Source organism: Burkholderia sp. LAS2 (assembly GCF_018417615.1).
Taxonomy (GTDB): domain Bacteria; phylum Pseudomonadota; class Gammaproteobacteria; order Burkholderiales; family Burkholderiaceae; genus Burkholderia; species Burkholderia sola.
The window spans coordinates 867,120-881,266 of the sequence record NZ_CP071053.1; the positions used below are offsets into that span (position 1 = coordinate 867,120).

At 64.6% G+C, this 14,147-nt stretch carries 17 protein-coding genes; 6 read left to right on the top strand and 11 right to left on the bottom strand.

Annotated features, from left to right (window positions below; all coding sequences use genetic code 11):
* Nucleotides 1–28: 28 nt before the first annotated feature.
* The 7 genes from JYG37_RS24275 to JYG37_RS24305 all read right to left on the bottom strand — a co-directional run bounded on the left by JYG37_RS24275 (nucleotide 29) and on the right by JYG37_RS24305 (nucleotide 4,384).
* Entirely contained in the window at nucleotides 29–409 is a 381-nt protein-coding gene (locus JYG37_RS24275) for a type II toxin-antitoxin system VapC family toxin (protein WP_050017907.1), read from the bottom strand.
* The gene (locus JYG37_RS24280; RefSeq protein ID WP_089489987.1) at nucleotides 406–612 is read right to left on the bottom strand and encodes a type II toxin-antitoxin system VapB family antitoxin; all 207 of its coding nucleotides are present in this window, start codon (nucleotides 610–612) and stop codon (nucleotides 406–408) included. The genes JYG37_RS24275 and JYG37_RS24280 overlap by 4 nt, the downstream gene beginning before the upstream one ends.
* Nucleotides 613–719: 107 nt before the next feature.
* Nucleotides 720–1,391, bottom strand: coding sequence for a MarC family protein (locus JYG37_RS24285; protein WP_089489986.1), 672 nt, complete (start codon nucleotides 1,389–1,391; stop codon nucleotides 720–722).
* A 247-nt stretch (nucleotides 1,392–1,638) separates the two neighbouring features.
* Nucleotides 1,639–2,361, bottom strand: coding sequence for an arsenical resistance protein ArsH (gene arsH, locus JYG37_RS24290; RefSeq protein WP_213346595.1), 723 nt, complete (start codon nucleotides 2,359–2,361; stop codon nucleotides 1,639–1,641).
* Entirely contained in the window at nucleotides 2,358–3,455 is a 1,098-nt protein-coding gene (gene arsB / locus JYG37_RS24295) for an ACR3 family arsenite efflux transporter (RefSeq protein WP_213346597.1), read from the bottom strand. Before arsB ends, arsH begins: the two co-directional genes overlap by 4 nt.
* Before the next feature lie 65 nt (nucleotides 3,456–3,520).
* Complete coding sequence (locus tag JYG37_RS24300) at nucleotides 3,521–4,015, bottom strand: arsenate reductase ArsC (protein WP_089489983.1); 495 nt, start codon at nucleotides 4,013–4,015, stop codon at nucleotides 3,521–3,523.
* A 21-nt stretch (nucleotides 4,016–4,036) separates the two neighbouring features.
* A complete protein-coding gene (locus tag JYG37_RS24305) occupies nucleotides 4,037–4,384 on the bottom strand; it encodes an ArsR/SmtB family transcription factor (protein ID WP_050017913.1) in 348 nt (115 codons plus the stop codon).
* Nucleotides 4,385–5,065: 681 nt separating this feature from the next.
* Here JYG37_RS24305 and JYG37_RS24310 point away from each other — a divergent pair.
* Together JYG37_RS24310 and JYG37_RS24315 are read left to right on the top strand one after the other, a co-directional pair.
* On the top strand, nucleotides 5,066–5,401 hold the full coding sequence (locus JYG37_RS24310) for a SymE family type I addiction module toxin (RefSeq protein ID WP_213346599.1): 336 nt from the start codon (nucleotides 5,066–5,068) through the stop codon (nucleotides 5,399–5,401).
* Nucleotides 5,401–5,721, top strand: a complete 321-nt coding sequence (locus tag JYG37_RS24315) for a helix-turn-helix domain-containing protein (protein ID WP_050017915.1) — start codon at nucleotides 5,401–5,403, stop codon at nucleotides 5,719–5,721. The genes JYG37_RS24310 and JYG37_RS24315 overlap by 1 nt, the downstream gene beginning before the upstream one ends.
* 162 nt (nucleotides 5,722–5,883) lie before the next feature.
* On the opposite strand, the gene JYG37_RS24320 is transcribed toward JYG37_RS24315, so the two are convergent.
* The 3 genes from JYG37_RS24320 to JYG37_RS24330 form a co-directional block, all read right to left on the bottom strand.
* On the bottom strand, nucleotides 5,884–6,084 hold the full coding sequence (locus JYG37_RS24320) for a hypothetical protein (RefSeq protein ID WP_213346601.1): 201 nt from the start codon (nucleotides 6,082–6,084) through the stop codon (nucleotides 5,884–5,886).
* 293 nt (nucleotides 6,085–6,377) lie between these two features.
* Nucleotides 6,378–8,087 carry a 2-isopropylmalate synthase gene (leuA, locus tag JYG37_RS24325; protein WP_213346650.1) on the bottom strand — a complete coding sequence of 570 codons (1,710 nt, stop codon included), beginning with the start codon at nucleotides 8,085–8,087 and terminating at the stop codon, nucleotides 6,378–6,380.
* Nucleotides 8,088–8,596: 509 nt separating this feature from the next.
* Entirely contained in the window at nucleotides 8,597–8,851 is a 255-nt protein-coding gene (locus tag JYG37_RS24330; RefSeq protein WP_124631451.1) for a hypothetical protein, read from the bottom strand.
* 198 nt (nucleotides 8,852–9,049) lie between these two features.
* Between JYG37_RS24330 and JYG37_RS24335 the strand changes: the two genes are divergently transcribed.
* From JYG37_RS24335 to JYG37_RS24345, 3 genes are all read left to right on the top strand, one after another.
* Nucleotides 9,050–9,439 carry a fucose-binding lectin II gene (locus tag JYG37_RS24335; protein ID WP_050017095.1) on the top strand — a complete coding sequence of 130 codons (390 nt, stop codon included), beginning with the start codon at nucleotides 9,050–9,052 and terminating at the stop codon, nucleotides 9,437–9,439.
* A gap of 123 nt (nucleotides 9,440–9,562) precedes the next feature.
* On the top strand, nucleotides 9,563–10,384 hold the full coding sequence (locus tag JYG37_RS24340; RefSeq protein WP_089489980.1) for a fucose-binding lectin II: 822 nt from the start codon (nucleotides 9,563–9,565) through the stop codon (nucleotides 10,382–10,384).
* 175 nt (nucleotides 10,385–10,559) lie between these two features.
* Complete coding sequence (locus JYG37_RS24345) at nucleotides 10,560–11,294, top strand: fucose-binding lectin II (protein ID WP_124594895.1); 735 nt, start codon at nucleotides 10,560–10,562, stop codon at nucleotides 11,292–11,294.
* Nucleotides 11,295–11,384: 90 nt separating this feature from the next.
* On the opposite strand, the gene JYG37_RS24350 is transcribed toward JYG37_RS24345, so the two are convergent.
* A complete protein-coding gene (locus JYG37_RS24350) occupies nucleotides 11,385–12,758 on the bottom strand; it encodes a M23 family metallopeptidase (RefSeq protein WP_213346603.1) in 1,374 nt (457 codons plus the stop codon).
* Nucleotides 12,759–13,060: 302 nt separating this feature from the next.
* On the opposite strand from JYG37_RS24350, the gene JYG37_RS24355 reads away from it, so the two are divergent.
* On the top strand, nucleotides 13,061–13,930 hold the full coding sequence (locus JYG37_RS24355; protein ID WP_050017101.1) for a mechanosensitive ion channel family protein: 870 nt from the start codon (nucleotides 13,061–13,063) through the stop codon (nucleotides 13,928–13,930).
* The last annotated feature ends 217 nt before the right edge of the window (nucleotides 13,931–14,147 follow it).

The window sequence follows — 14,147 nt, forward strand, 5'->3', positions numbered from 1 at the left end:
GCCGACGCCGGCGCATGCCGTCTTTAGCTCACTTTGAAGTCGGACGGAATTCGACCGAGAAACGATCCGCCAACGCTGCAAGACGACGATCCAGGGTCCAGAAGCGCGCCCCCGGCGTGATCAACGTGGACGCCAACAAGGTCAGATCGACGAGACCGCACCCCATCCCGTAGAGCTTCTCGCGCTCCACGAATGCCATTACCTCAGACATGCTGGCCTGATTGCATTCCTGAAGCAATCCGAGGTCGTTCAGCGTTCGCAGTCGTGGCGCCGGCGGCGTCCCGCAAGCAAGTTCACCCAGCACCATCGGATGCATCAGTACGGCATCGAGCGCAAGCAGCTCGAAAAGTGTCTGATTTCTGTTTCGAAAGTGATCAACCCAGACTGACGTGTCAATCAACACATTCATTGCGATTCCGGTTCCTGGCGACGTCGCGGAATATCTGCCATGCCGGACATGGATCCGCCCAGTGCTGCCAGGCGTTTGGCGGCCTGGACACGTACAAACGTCTTGATTGCCTCCCTGAACAAGTCCGCCTTATCCATTCCGGGCTCGGCCATTTGGAGGGCCTTCGTGTAGAGATCGTCGTCGATAGTGACCGTGGTTCGCATTGCCTACCTCCATCAAAATTGATGCGATAACGCACCAATTTTATCACCTTACTCAGTTATAGAGAGCAAACACTTCATGCACGAACGGTCGGCGCCTATGCCATCGGTCACCCCGCCTGCCCGCCCAGCATCTGCACGAACGCGGCGAGTCCCGTCAGCATGATCTGCACGCCCACGCACAGCAGCAGGAACGCGGACACGCGCATCGCGACCTTCGTCCCTTCGCTGCCGAGATAGCGCGCGAGCGTCGTCGCGCGGCTGTAGATCTGCCAGATCGTGAACGCGACGAGCGCCGCGACCGCCACCGACACGATGCCCGACAACACGTAATCGCTCGCCGTATGCGCACGGTTCGCATGCAGCGCGATGCCGGCCGCGATCGAGCCGGGGCCGATGGTCAGCGGGACCGTCAGCGGAAAGAACGCGCGCGACATCAGCTTCGGCAGATCGTCGCCGTGCGCGGCGACATCGCCGCCGGCCGGTACGTCAGGCGCATTCAGCATCGACCAGCCGGCCACCGCCACCGCCAGGCCGCCGCCGATGCGCAGCGCCTCCATCGAGATTCCGAAGAAGTTCAGTACCGGCGCGCCAACGAAAAAGATCACGAGCAGCGTGAAGAACACGTTCGTCGCGATCTGCTTCGACAGCACCGCGCGCTCGGCTTCGGTCAGCGATTGCGTGCGTTCGAGAAACACGAACGCCATGCCGAATGGATTGATGATGCCGATCAGGCCCGTGAAGCCGAACAGGATTTCAGGGATCAGGCGGTCGAGCTGCATCGCGATCGTGCTCTCCGGTAGCGAACGGGAATAAAAAAGCGGCCAGTCGAGAAGACCGGCCGCAAAAAGGAGATGTCTCCATGATCCGGCACACGGTGTATGCCGGGCCGCAGAAACTGAATTGTCGGGAATCTGAGTCGGGATGGAAATCAGTCGAGTCTGATTTTGCTGAGCGCCGGACAATTCGACGGGCACGCGTAAGGCCGCATGCGCGGCGGGCGACGTCGCCCCCGGCTCGTCAACGATCTCAGATGCTGCGCTGATTGACCCGCTGTGACAGCGCCTCCGCGCTTTCCTTGCGCTCGCTGTACCGGTCGACCAGATAGGGGCCGACGTCGCGCGTCAGCAGCGTGAACTTCACCAGTTCCTCCATCACGTCCACCACGCGGTCGAAATACGCGGACGGTCTCATCCGCCCCGCTTCGTCGAATTCCATGAACGCCTTGGCCACCGACGACTGGTTCGGGATGGTCAGCATGCGCATCCAGCGCCCGAGCACGCGCATCTGGTTCACCGCGTTGAACGACTGCGAGCCGCCGCTCACCTGCATCACCGCAAGCGTCTTGCCTTGCGTCGGCCACACGGCGCCCGTCGACAGCGGAATCCAGTCGATCTGCGCTTTCATGATGCCGGTCATCGCGCCGTGCCGCTCCGGCGAGCACCACGCCATGCCTTCCGACCACATCACGTGCTCACGCAGCTCGACCACTTTCGGATGGCTCTCCGGCGCATCGTCCGGCAGCGGCAATCCGCTCGGATTGAACACGCGTACCTCGGCGCCCATCGCCGTGAGCAGGCGTGCAGCTTCCTCGACCAGCAAGCGGCTGAACGAACGCTCGCGCAGCGACCCGTACAGGAGCAGGAGCCGAGGCGGATGGGTCGATGGCGCGGCAGGCCGCAGTTGCGTGGCGTCCGGCACGCGGAACAGCGTGGCGTCGAGTTGCGGCAGGTCTTTCAGGGAGTCGGTCATGGGGCGCTTCTCTCGTGATCTCGAGCCCGGCGCTCGTACCAGCCCTTCGACCGGTTGACGATGCGCACGACCAGCAACATCACCGGCACCTCGACCAGCACGCCGACGACGGTGGCCAGCGCCGCGCCGGAATGGAAACCGAACAGGCTGATCGCGGCCGCGACCGCCAGCTCGAAAAAGTTGGATGCGCCGATCAGCGCCGACGGGCACGCGATGTCATGCTTTTCGCCGACCGCGCGATTGAGCCAGTAGGCGAGCGCGGAATTGAAGAACACCTGGATCAGGATCGGCACCGCGAGCAGCGCGATCACCAGCGGCTGCTTCAGGATCGCTTCGCCCTGGAACGCGAACAGCAGCACGAGCGTGGCCAGCAGCGCGGCGATCGACCATGGGCCGATCTGCGTCATCGCAGCATCGAACGCGGCCTGACCCTTCGCGAGCAACCGCTTGCGCAGGATCTGCGCGACGATCACCGGAATGACGATGTAGAGCACGACTGACGTGAGCAGCGTCGCCCACGGCACCGTGATGGCCGACATCCCCAGCAGCAGGCCGACCAGCGGCGCGAACGCGATCACCATGATGCTGTCGTTCAGCGCGACCTGCGACAGCGTGAAGAGCGGATCGCCGCCTGTCAGCCGGCTCCACACGAACACCATCGCCGTGCACGGCGCGGCAGCCAGCAGGATCAGCCCGGCGATATAGCTGTCGAGCTGATCCGCCGGCAACAGCGGTGCAAACAGATGGCGGATGAACAGCCAGCCGAGGAACGCCATCGAGAACGGCTTGACGAGCCAGTTCACGACGAGCGTGACGCCGATGCCCTTCACGTGCTGACGCACCTCGTGCAGCGCGCCGAAGTCGACCTTCACCAGCATCGGCACGATCATCACCCAGATCAGCAGCCCGACCGGCAGATTGACCTGCGCGTACACCATCCGGCCAATCGCGTGAAACAGGCCGGGCAGCGCCTGGCCGAAGGCAATGCCCGCGACGATGCACAGCGCCACCCATACGGTCAGGTAGCGTTCGAAGAAGTTGATGGCGGGTTGCGTGACCGCCGTACCGGGCGGCGCGACGTTGGGCGTATTCATCGGACGAGGTTCCGTCTTGAAGTCATGAGCGGCCGCTCGTTTCGCGCACATCGCGCTGCGCGCGGTCAGTGTTGTGCAATCTCGATCAGCGCCGCGTGAAGTGCGTCGTCGCTCATGCGATCGAGCGGCAGCGCCAGCAACTGCAGCATTCGATAGCCGATCGCTTGCCGAGTCAGTTCGAAGGCGAGACGCTTGCCTGCTTCGCCGCCCGTCGCGTTCGACGGATCGGCGTAGCCCCAATGCACTTTGACCGGGCTGCCGGGCCAGTACGGGCACGTCTCGGACGCCGCGCTGTCACAGACCGTGATGACGACGCGCATCTCGGGCGCGCCGTCGCCGACGAATTCGTCCCAGCTTTTGCTGCGAGCGTCGCCGACGTCGACACCGGCGTTCGTCAACGCTTCCAGCGCGAACGGATTCAGACGGCCGCTCGGTGCGCTGCCGGCGCTGTAGGCATGCACATCCTTGCCGAGTTTCGCGGCCCAGTGATTGAGCATGCCTTCCGCGAGCACGCTGCGCGCCGAGTTGTGGGTGCAGAGGATCAGGACGTTCGTGGTCATGGGCGAGCACGCGAATGCGCGTCAGGATTGACGGGAGCGGTCGATTTTTGCGGAAGGCGAGCAGCCGGACACCGGCGAGCACGGATTGCCGCCGCAACAGTTCTCCGTGAGATAGCCGAGCAGCCCGTTCATCGTGTCGAAGTTCGCGCAATAGAACACGAAGCGGCCGTCCTGACGGCTCGTCACGAGCTGCGCGTGCGCCAGCTCTTTCAGGTGAAAGGACAGCGACGAAGGCGGCACGGCGAGCAACGTGGCGATCTGGCCAGCCGGCATGCCTTGCGGCCCGGCCTGCACGAGCGCGCGAAAGACCGCGAGGCGGGATTCATGTGCGAGCGCCGCGAGGGCGGCAATGGTTTCGTTCGTTTCCATATTTCTATAATAGTCGAAATATGGAAATAGGGGAAGCGATGCCGAGGCATGGCATCGCCGGGGCGGTCTGTCGGTCAAAACGAGGCGTGATATCGAACACGTGTTGCCGCGCGCGCCGGCTCGCCACCATACGGCCGGTGTCTCGGTCCGAAACGACAGTCGGCCTGGTCCTACCCGCGCCCGTGCAGTCGAACGGACAGCGCCTCCCGTACGGCCCCTGCGTCGCCCCCTCGCGCCCTCGCCTCGTCGGTCGACCGTTCAATTGCCGCGATACGTCGACACGTGCCACGGCGAACACAGCAACGGCGCGTGATGAACGAGATACTCGTGCGGTACGCGGCCGGCTGATCGAAGCCCTCTCTGAAACGCTTTCTGACACATCGTCCATGACGTGGCGATGCGTCCAGCCAATGCGAATGTCGCGGAATCGTTGTGCAGCAAGCATTCGAAGCATCGGCCAAATGGCCAATGCCGATGAATTCGTACATGACCGGTGCCTGACGCCGGATGTTCTCCGCTACAGTGGTTGCACGTTTTCGCGAAGCGTCTCGGGCTGCTTCGGCATGCGATGCATGTAATGGAATGGCGCTCGAAACTCGCTGCGTAAACGAGCGCGGCCCGTAGGTGAAACAGCACCTGCAGGCCGCTGACCATAACCAACTCCACACAGGAGAGTTAACCATGGCTGGCGCGAATCATAACGCACCGACGTATTTCCGCGATTGTTTTGTCTCCCCTCGCTCGTCTCTTCAATCTGGCCGCATCGTGCCGCACATCCGGCTCACCGACATGGCGCCGCCTGTCATGTGTGTGTGGATGAAGCTGTCCGGCCGGTGGATCGAGGCAGCAGGCTTCGATCCCGAGCAGCGCCTGCGAATCGAGGTGTCGCACAAGCGGCTGGTGATTACGCCGATGGAAGACGCGGATTGCGCTTCGGTCGAGAACGCGGGATTCCCCGATATCGATCGCGGAACCGGGCGGCAGCGGCACCTTTCGATGATGACGGAGGAAGCGTAATGAACTACGACGCATCGAATCAACGCACCGACAACGTGCCGGACGATTTCGACTACTACGACGTCGGTGAACTGGCGGCCAAGTCCGTCCTCGTACTGAAGCTCAATGCATTGATGGTGTCGCGCGGCCTGACTGAAGAAGAGGCCGCAGCGCTCTCCGAAATGGCCCGGCCGGTCGTCACCCCCGAGCAGCGCGAGCGGCTCCGGAACGTGACACTTGACCAACTGATGCTGACGCTGGCGTCGTTCGGCCAGCATGTGGAGATCGTGGTGCGGCCGGCGGCGGGATCTGGGCCGGCGGGCATCACGGTTTCGGTCTGACGGGCCGGAGCACGGCTTAAAGAAGTGTGTTGCAGCCGGAAGCGCATCAGCGCTCGCATGAGGCAGCGTCAGGAGTAGGTGCTATCGAATTACATAGCATGACTACAGCCGGGCCCAACGGCCGCCGCCGAAGCGGCTCCGGCGCCGCCACACCCGATCAATTTAACGTGGCGGATTGTTACAGCCAATCGGACCAGGCTGATTCTGCGAAAGCAGCGCACGGAGCGCGGCGAATTCTTCCTCCAACTGATCGTACGCAGCCTTGACGGCCGAATCCGCGAGCAGGCGTGCAGTGTCCGCCGCGGTGTGCCGCACCAGCACGTACCGATCCTCGTGAACGCTTGTACCGCGAGCCTTGGTCATCGTTGGCTTCCTCCTTCAATGGCCCATCGCCGATGCCCTCTGAGCCAGGTAAGTGAAGTTCGAACGATAACTGCTGCACACGCTCGACACAAAAAGAAAAACTGCTGCCGTCACAAACGGCAGCGGCCTACCCCGGCTGGTGTACCCGTCGCGCCGGCATCTCGATGCGAAAACGCGCGCTTGGGTGGACTTCATGAAGCAGGCGCTACAGGCGGCACTCAGCGGGCCATGCAGCGCCCCTGTCGGCGACGCGGCCGCACCGGAGAATTCCGGCGCGACCGCCCCTGCCGCCGTTACGCAACGGCCTGCACCGTCGGCTGACCGGCAAAGAAAGTTGCCTGCACACCCTCATCCGCACGCGCATACGCGCGGTTCACGCCGCTGATCACCGCACGAATCGACGCGGTCGTCAGGTTCGCATCGACGCCGACACCGAACGCACTGCCGCGCACACCCGTGCCGGCCAGCTCGGCGATCGCGATCGCCTTCGCATCGGCGCCCTGCGACAGCGCGCGTTCCTCGTAATGCTGGATCCGCAGCGGCGTGTGCAGCGCATGCATCAGCGCGTCGAGCGGGCCGTTGCCCTCGCCGCGCAGCACGCGGCGCTCGCCGTGCACGTCCGCGGTCAGCACGATCGTCTCGCGGCCGTCGCGTTCGGTCAGCTCATGGCCGACATAGCGCAGCGGCGTATCGCTTTCGACGTATTCCTGCTGGAACAGCGACCAGATCTGCGCGCTCGTCACTTCGTGCCCGCTGTCGTCGGTCAGGCGCTGCACGGCCGCGCTGAAATCGACCTGCATGCGGCGCGGCAGCGCGACGCCGTAGCCCTGTTCGAGCAGGTACGCGATACCGCCCTTGCCCGACTGGCTGTTCACGCGAATGATCGAATCGTACGTGCGACCGAGGTCGTTCGGATCGATCGGCAGGTACGGCATTTCCCATACGGCGTCGGCGCGCTGAACCGCGAAGCCCTTCTTGATCGCGTCCTGGTGCGAACCGGAGAACGCAGTGAACACGAGATCGCCGACATACGGATGGCGCGGGTGAATCGGCAACTGCGTGCATTCCTCGGACGTACGCGCGATTTCGTTGATCCGCGAGAAATCGAGGCCCGGATCGACGCCCTGCGTGTACAGGTTCAGCGCGAGCGTCACGAGGTCGACGTTGCCCGTGCGTTCGCCGTTGCCGAACAGGCAGCCCTCGATCCGGTCGGCGCCCGCCATCACCGCGAGCTCGGCCGCCGCGACCGCGGTGCCGCGGTCGTTGTGCGGGTGGACGGACAGGATCAGCGAATCGCGGCGCGCGAGATTCCGGTGCATCCATTCGATCTGGTCCGCATAGTAATTCGGTGTTCCGATTTCCACCGTGGCCGGCAGGTTCACGATCGACTTGCGCTCGGGCGTCGGCTGCCATACGTCGAACACCGCATCGCAGACTTCCTTCGCGAAATCGAGTTCGGTCGCCGTGAACGTTTCCGGGCTGTACTGCAGCGTGAATTGCGTGTCGGTCGCCGCATCGGCGCACCGCTTGATCGTGCGCGCCGCGTTCACCGCGAGCTGCTTCACGCCATCGCGATCGAGGCCGAACACGATCTTGCGGAATTCCGGCGCGGTCGCGTTGTACAGGTGCACGATTGCGCGCTTCGCACCGCGCAGCGATGCGAAGGTGCGCTCGATCAGGTCGTCGCGCGCCTGCGTCAGCACTTCGATCGTCACGTCGTCGGGAATGTGACCGCCCTCGATCAGCTCGCGGACGAAGTTGAAATCGGTTTCGGACGCGGACGGGAATGCGACCTCGATCTCCTTGAAGCCGATCGCGACCAGCGTCTTGAACATCCGCATCTTGCGCGCGGCGTCCATCGGTTCGAACAGCGCCTGGTTGCCGTCGCGCAGGTCGGTGCTCATCCAGATCGGCGCCTGCGTGATCGTGCGCGACGGCCACGTGCGGTCGGGCAGGTTGACGGGCGTGAACGGTCGGTATTTCGTCGCGGGGTTCTTCAGCATCATGATGTCGGTCCTCGGTCTGTTTGTCGGTGAAGCGCGGCGCGGCGGCCATCGGCGGCAAGAGCCGGCCGCGCGCGCAGCGGTAAAAACGGCAAGAAAACGGCACAACGGCAAAGCGGTACGGCGAACGACGGCCTTGGCGGTTGAGCGACCGGGACGGAGCGGAGTGATGACGGAAAAAAGACGAACTCAGGCGCCGGTCGACAACCGGGGCCAGGTCGGTGATGCGGGGAAAATCTGGCGCTTCAGGAACGAAGCAGATGGAAAGCGCGCAGCCGCAGACCCAGCCCGGAGAAGCGGGCTAGTAGTCGTAGCGAGAAGAGGAACTCGGCGGCGTGCATGGCCGGCATCAAATCACAGGGTGACCACGGCTGTCAACCGGGGACGGCTGCGCCTTCCGTCCCGCCCGATCCCGCGATACGCGCGTTGACGCAGAATCAGTCCCGTCCGATAGGCGACGGCGTCCGTCGTCGATATGCTTCACGGGTGCGGCGCCGGTGAGGCCCTATTCATGTTCGGAGTGAGTCGGTCCATCCTCTTCGCCGGTCGCCGCACACCCCTCCCTTGCGATCGGGCTTCGGCGCGGGCGTTCGACGGTGGCCGGTGGGCGCGGCCACGACCGAGATGTCGATGTTGAAACGAAACGCTGCCATATGCGAACGCCGAGCGTCTGCTCCGAAGTCCGATTGCGCCCCCCTCTCTCGCTTCGCGTTGCGCGCTCGCGCATCATTCAGGAAATCGATACACGCATCGATATAGTTCATCGAATATATCGAAATCCCCTTCATTAATCACATTTCAGTAAATCGATTAGCGCCGCCTTTCGATTTAATGAACAATAACCATTCTCGCCCGAATATTTTTTTATTTATTTTTCGCCATGCTTTGTACGTCGCGTTTCAAACGGCAAACGTTTGCGCGACAAGGCTCGCGCCTTATCCAATACCTATCAGGAGGCAAGCATGGCCGACTCTCAAACGTCATCCAATCGCGCCGGCGAGTTTTCGATTCCGCCGAATACCGATTTCCGCGCGATTTTCTTCGCGAATGCAGCCGAGCAACAGCACATCAAGCTGTTTATCGGCGACAGCCAGGAACCCGCCGCGTATCACAAGCTGACGACGCGCGACGGCCCGCGTGAAGCCACGCTGAATTCCGGCAACGGCAAGATCCGTTTCGAAGTGTCGGTGAACGGCAAGAAGTCGGCGACCGACGCGCGCCTCGCGCCGATCAACGGCAAGAAATCGGACGGCTCGCCGTTCACGGTCAACTTCGGGATCGTCGTGTCGGAAGACGGCCACGACAGCGACTACAACGACGGAATCGTCGTGCTCCAGTGGCCGATCGGCTGACCTGACGCGCGATCGACGGTCGCCCGCTGCCGGCCGCTTCCATGGCGGCCGGCGGGTTTGCGCCGGGTTCCGCGGACCCTCGCGCCCCATCCAGAACAAACCGCCTCATCACCGGAGACATCCATGCCGCTTCTTTCCGCTTCGATCGTCAGCGCGCCCGTCGCGACGTCGGAAAGTTACGTCGACATCCCGGGCCTGTATATCGACATTGCGAAGGCCGGGATTCGCGACGGGAAACTGCAGGTCACCCTCAACGTGCCGACGCCTTACGCGACCGGCAACAACTTCCCCGGCATCTATTTCGCGATCGCGACCGACAAGGGCGTCGTCGCGGACGGCTGCTTCACCTATTCGTCGAAGGTGCCCGAAAGCACCGGGCGCATGCCGTTCACGCTCGTCGCGACGATCGACGTCGGCAGCGGCGTCACGTTCGTGAAGGGCCAGTGGAAAAGCGTGCGCGGCAGCGCGATGCATATCGATTCGTACGCGAGCCTGTCCGCGATCGGGGAAACGGCCGCGCAGTCGTCGTCGCAAGGCGGCGGCAATCAGGGCGGCGAAACCGGTGGCGGCGGATCGGGCAACATCGGCGGCGGCGGCGAACGTGACGGCACGTTCAACCTCCCGCCGAACATCAAGTTCGGCGTCACCGCGCTCACCAACGCGGCGAACGACCAGACGATCGACATCTACATCGACGACGACCCGAAACCCGCGGCGACGTTCAAGGGCGCCGGCGTGCAGGACCAGAACCTCGGCACGAAGGTGCTCGACTCCGGCAAGGGCCGCGTGCGCGTGATCGTGATGGCGAACGGCAAGCCGTCGCGCCTGGGCTCGCGGCAGGTCGACATTTTCAAGAAGTCGTACTTCGGGATCGTCGGCTCGGAAGACGGTGCCGACGACGACTACAACGACGGCATCGTGTTCCTGAACTGGCCGCTCGGCTGAGCGGCTGAGCGGCGGCGGTCGCGAAACATCGCAACGGCGACCGGCCCGCCCTGCATTGCGAATCGTTCGAGCAGTCATTTGCAGTCCCACGTTCCACGCTCGGCGCCGCGCGCGGCCCGGTGCAATCCGTTCACCGGCCGCGCGGCGCGAGACTTTCCATCAACACGAGGACGACATGTCACAACCCTTTACCCACGACGATCTGTACGCACTGCTGCAACTCGCGGGCAACGACGCCACCGCCGTGCAGGCCAGCGGCGATCAGGCCGTGCTCGACCGGATGCGTCAGTTCATGACCACGCAGCTCGTCGAGAAACTGCCGCAGTACGACGTATTCGTCGATATCGCGACGATCCCGTACAGCTTCGACGTCGGCAGCTGGCAGAACAAGGTGAAAACCGATGCGGCCGGGCAGGTCGTCGCGTGCACGGTGACGTGGGCCGGCGCGCCGGGCGTGTTGCCCGGCGCCGCGGCGAAGTTCGGCGTCGGCGCGGTGGTCAATTACTTCTCGAAAGCGACGCCGCAACCCGTGCAGCCGGAGCCCGTGCCGACCAGCGGCGGCGAACGCGACGGCGTCTTCAACCTGCCGCCGAACATCGCATTCGGCGTGACCGCGCTGGTCAATTCGTCCGCGCAGCAGACGATCGAGGTCTTCGTCGACGACAACCCGAAACCGGCCGCGACGTTCCAGGGCGCCGGCACGCAGGACGCGAACCTGAACACGCAGATCGTGAACTCGGGCAAGGGGAAGGTTCGCGTGGTCGTGACGGCGAACGGCAAGCCGTCGAAGATCGGCTCGCGTCAGGTCGATATCTTCAAGAAGACCTACTTCGGGCTGGTCGGCTCGGAAGATGGCGGCGACGGCGACTACAACGACGGCATCGCGATCCTGAACTGGCCGCTGGGTTGAACCGCAGGAGCCTGACGGTCGTCGCCACGCCGCCCGGCGTGGCGATTGGCCGGTGTGCCTCGGCCCTCTGCAAGCGCAGCCCCGCACCGATCACCCCGCCTGCGGCGCGACAGCCGTCGACATCGCCACGGGCTGCGCGAACGCGGCCGACGCCAATTGAGTGCGCGCGTCACGCGCCACGCGGTTGAACGCCACGCGCTGCGCGCCCTTCAGTTTCGCCGCCTTGGCTGCATGCACGAGTTCGATTGGATCGACGAGGCGGGCATGCCGGCGAACCTCGAAGTGCAGATGCGGGCCGGTCGCCGTGCCCGTGCTGCCGACCGCGCCGACGCGTTGACCGCGCACGACGCGCACGCCGGTGCGCAGCGTCGGCTCGAACGCCGACAGGTGCGCGTAGTACGACGCATAGCCGCCGTCATGCCCAATCACCACGTACTTGCCGTAGCCGTTCGGCTCGGTGCCGATGAACGTCACGACGCCGCGCTCCGACGCATGCACGGCGCGGCCTGCGGGCGCCGCGAGATCGACGCCCGAATGCACGTGACGCGCCCCGCTCACCGGATGCACGCGCGTGCCGAATTGCGAGCTGATGCGCGTCGCGGCGACCGGCATCGCGAAGCGCGTGCCGGCAAGCGGCATGCCGTCGAGTTCGTAATAGGCGCCCGGCGAGCCGGCCTGCGGCGCGAACCACACGGCCGCGACGCGCTGCCCACGAAAGCGGACGTCGAGCGCCGTCACGCGTGCGCGGCCCGGCCGCACTGCGTCGTGGTCGGGCTCGAATGCCACGCGGAACGTATCGCCATCCGCGCCGCGCTGCTTCGGATCGACGCGCCCGGCCAGCATGCGGACGATCTGCTCGGCGACGCCGGTCGGCAGATCGGCGCGCGCCAGCGACGCGCGCAGGCTGCCGACGATCGCGCCGGCGCGCGTGCCGCGATCCGGCTGCGCGAGCGTGAACGGCTCGGCGGATGCCAGATCGACCGCGCCTCGCGCGAACGCCGGCTGCGCGCCCGTCGCGGGCAGCGCCGAGGCCAGACCGTAATGGAACCGCGACGCATAGCCACGTTCGACCGCATCGCGCGCGGTGTCGCACAACACGCGATACGCGACGCAGGCGCCGAAGCGCGCCACCGGATCGTCGTGCGCGCCGCCGGTCGACACGTTCATCGCATGCGACGTGTAGGCGACGTCGAGCGGTGCCGCGGACGCCGCACGCAGGCCACCCCACGTCGTGCGGGCGGCATTGAAAAAAGGCACGTCGCCAAGGTCCGTGGCGTCAGCCGCCGGAAGCGCGAACGGCTCGGCGTCGCGAACCGCCTGCGCTGTCGCGCCCTGTACGCCGGCCACGCAAGCCGCCGCAATGGCCCCACGCAGCAGCACGCGGTGAAGCGGGGAACAGCGGACACCGCGTCGGGCGGATTGACCTTGGTCGCGTGCGAGACGGAAACGCAGGTCTAACCGCATGACGTCATCACTCGCTATCTATCGATGAAAAACCGGAAAACGGCCGGGGAAAGGGCCGGGAACAGCCAGCATCGCAAACAGTCGATCGTCGCGATCCGGCAGCGTGAAAGCGAGTGTATCGGCGCGTCCCAATGAGCCAAATAGGACCAATCCTATTTTTTCGAATCTTCTCTTAGTACGAGTATGAAATCGGCGCACGCGGTCCGGCAGGGATTCGCGCGAACCACCGTGCTCCGTGTACAGTCGAACGCTGCCGGCGTGTCATACGCCGCGCAACCTGTCTTCAAAACCGGAATCCCGTCATGTTTCTCGATCATCTTCATCCGGAACGCTGGACGTTCCTGTGGAACGCGTTGTCCACCCTCTCCATCAAGCTGTCCGCCGGCCTGGCGCTGCTCGTAGCAGGCTGGTGGCTGTCGAAGCGCGTCGGCAACTGGCTGAACCGGCTGCTCTCGAACAAGGAGCGCGTCGACGACACGCTGCGGCCGATCCTCTGCGACGTCGCGGTGTGGGGCATCCGCATCGTCGCGATCGTCGGCGCGCTGTCGCAACTCGGCATCGAAACCGCGAGCATCGTCGCGGTGCTCGGCGCGGCCGGCCTCGCCATCGGGCTCGCGCTGCAAGGCACGATGCAGAACATCGCCGCCGGCATCATGCTTCTGCTGCTGCGGCCGTTCAAGGTCGGCGACTACATCGACGGCGGCTCGGGCGTCGCGGGCACCGTCGACGAGGTCGGGCTCTTCATGACGCGCCTCACGAAGCCGGACGGCATCTGCGAATACGTGCCGAACAGCGCGCTGTGGGGCAGCGCGATCCGCAACTACACGCGCAACCCGACGCGCCGCCTCGATCTCGAAGTGGAAGTGTCCGTGCATGACGATATCGAGCGCGCGCTCGAAGCGCTGCGTGCGCTGGCCGCGGCCGATCCCGACGTGCTGGAGGACCCCGCGCCGGACGTGATGGTGATGCGCTTCGACGACAGCACCGCCGTCGCGAACATGCGCGTGTGGACGCATACCGACACGTTCTGGGCGCTGCGCTGGCGCCTCGCGCGCCAGGTCCGCAAGACGCTCGCCGATGCGGACTGCGCGCTGCCGATCCGCACGCGGGAATTGCATATCGTGCACGATGCGGAGCGCCGTGCGGACGATGCGCGCGTGCGCGTTTCGTAAGGACCCGATGAAACGTTACTCTCCCGCCGCGTCGTTTGCCGCCGCGATGGCCTGCGTATTCGTCCCGGTGTAGCAGCATGTCCATCACACCCATTCCGCCCTGCTGATCCGCATCGATTTTCCCGCGTCGCGCACCGTCATTCCGGAAACCCGGACGCACAAAAAACCCCACGAAAACAGGGATATTCGTCGTCTGCGACACATTGTCCGAGTTCGG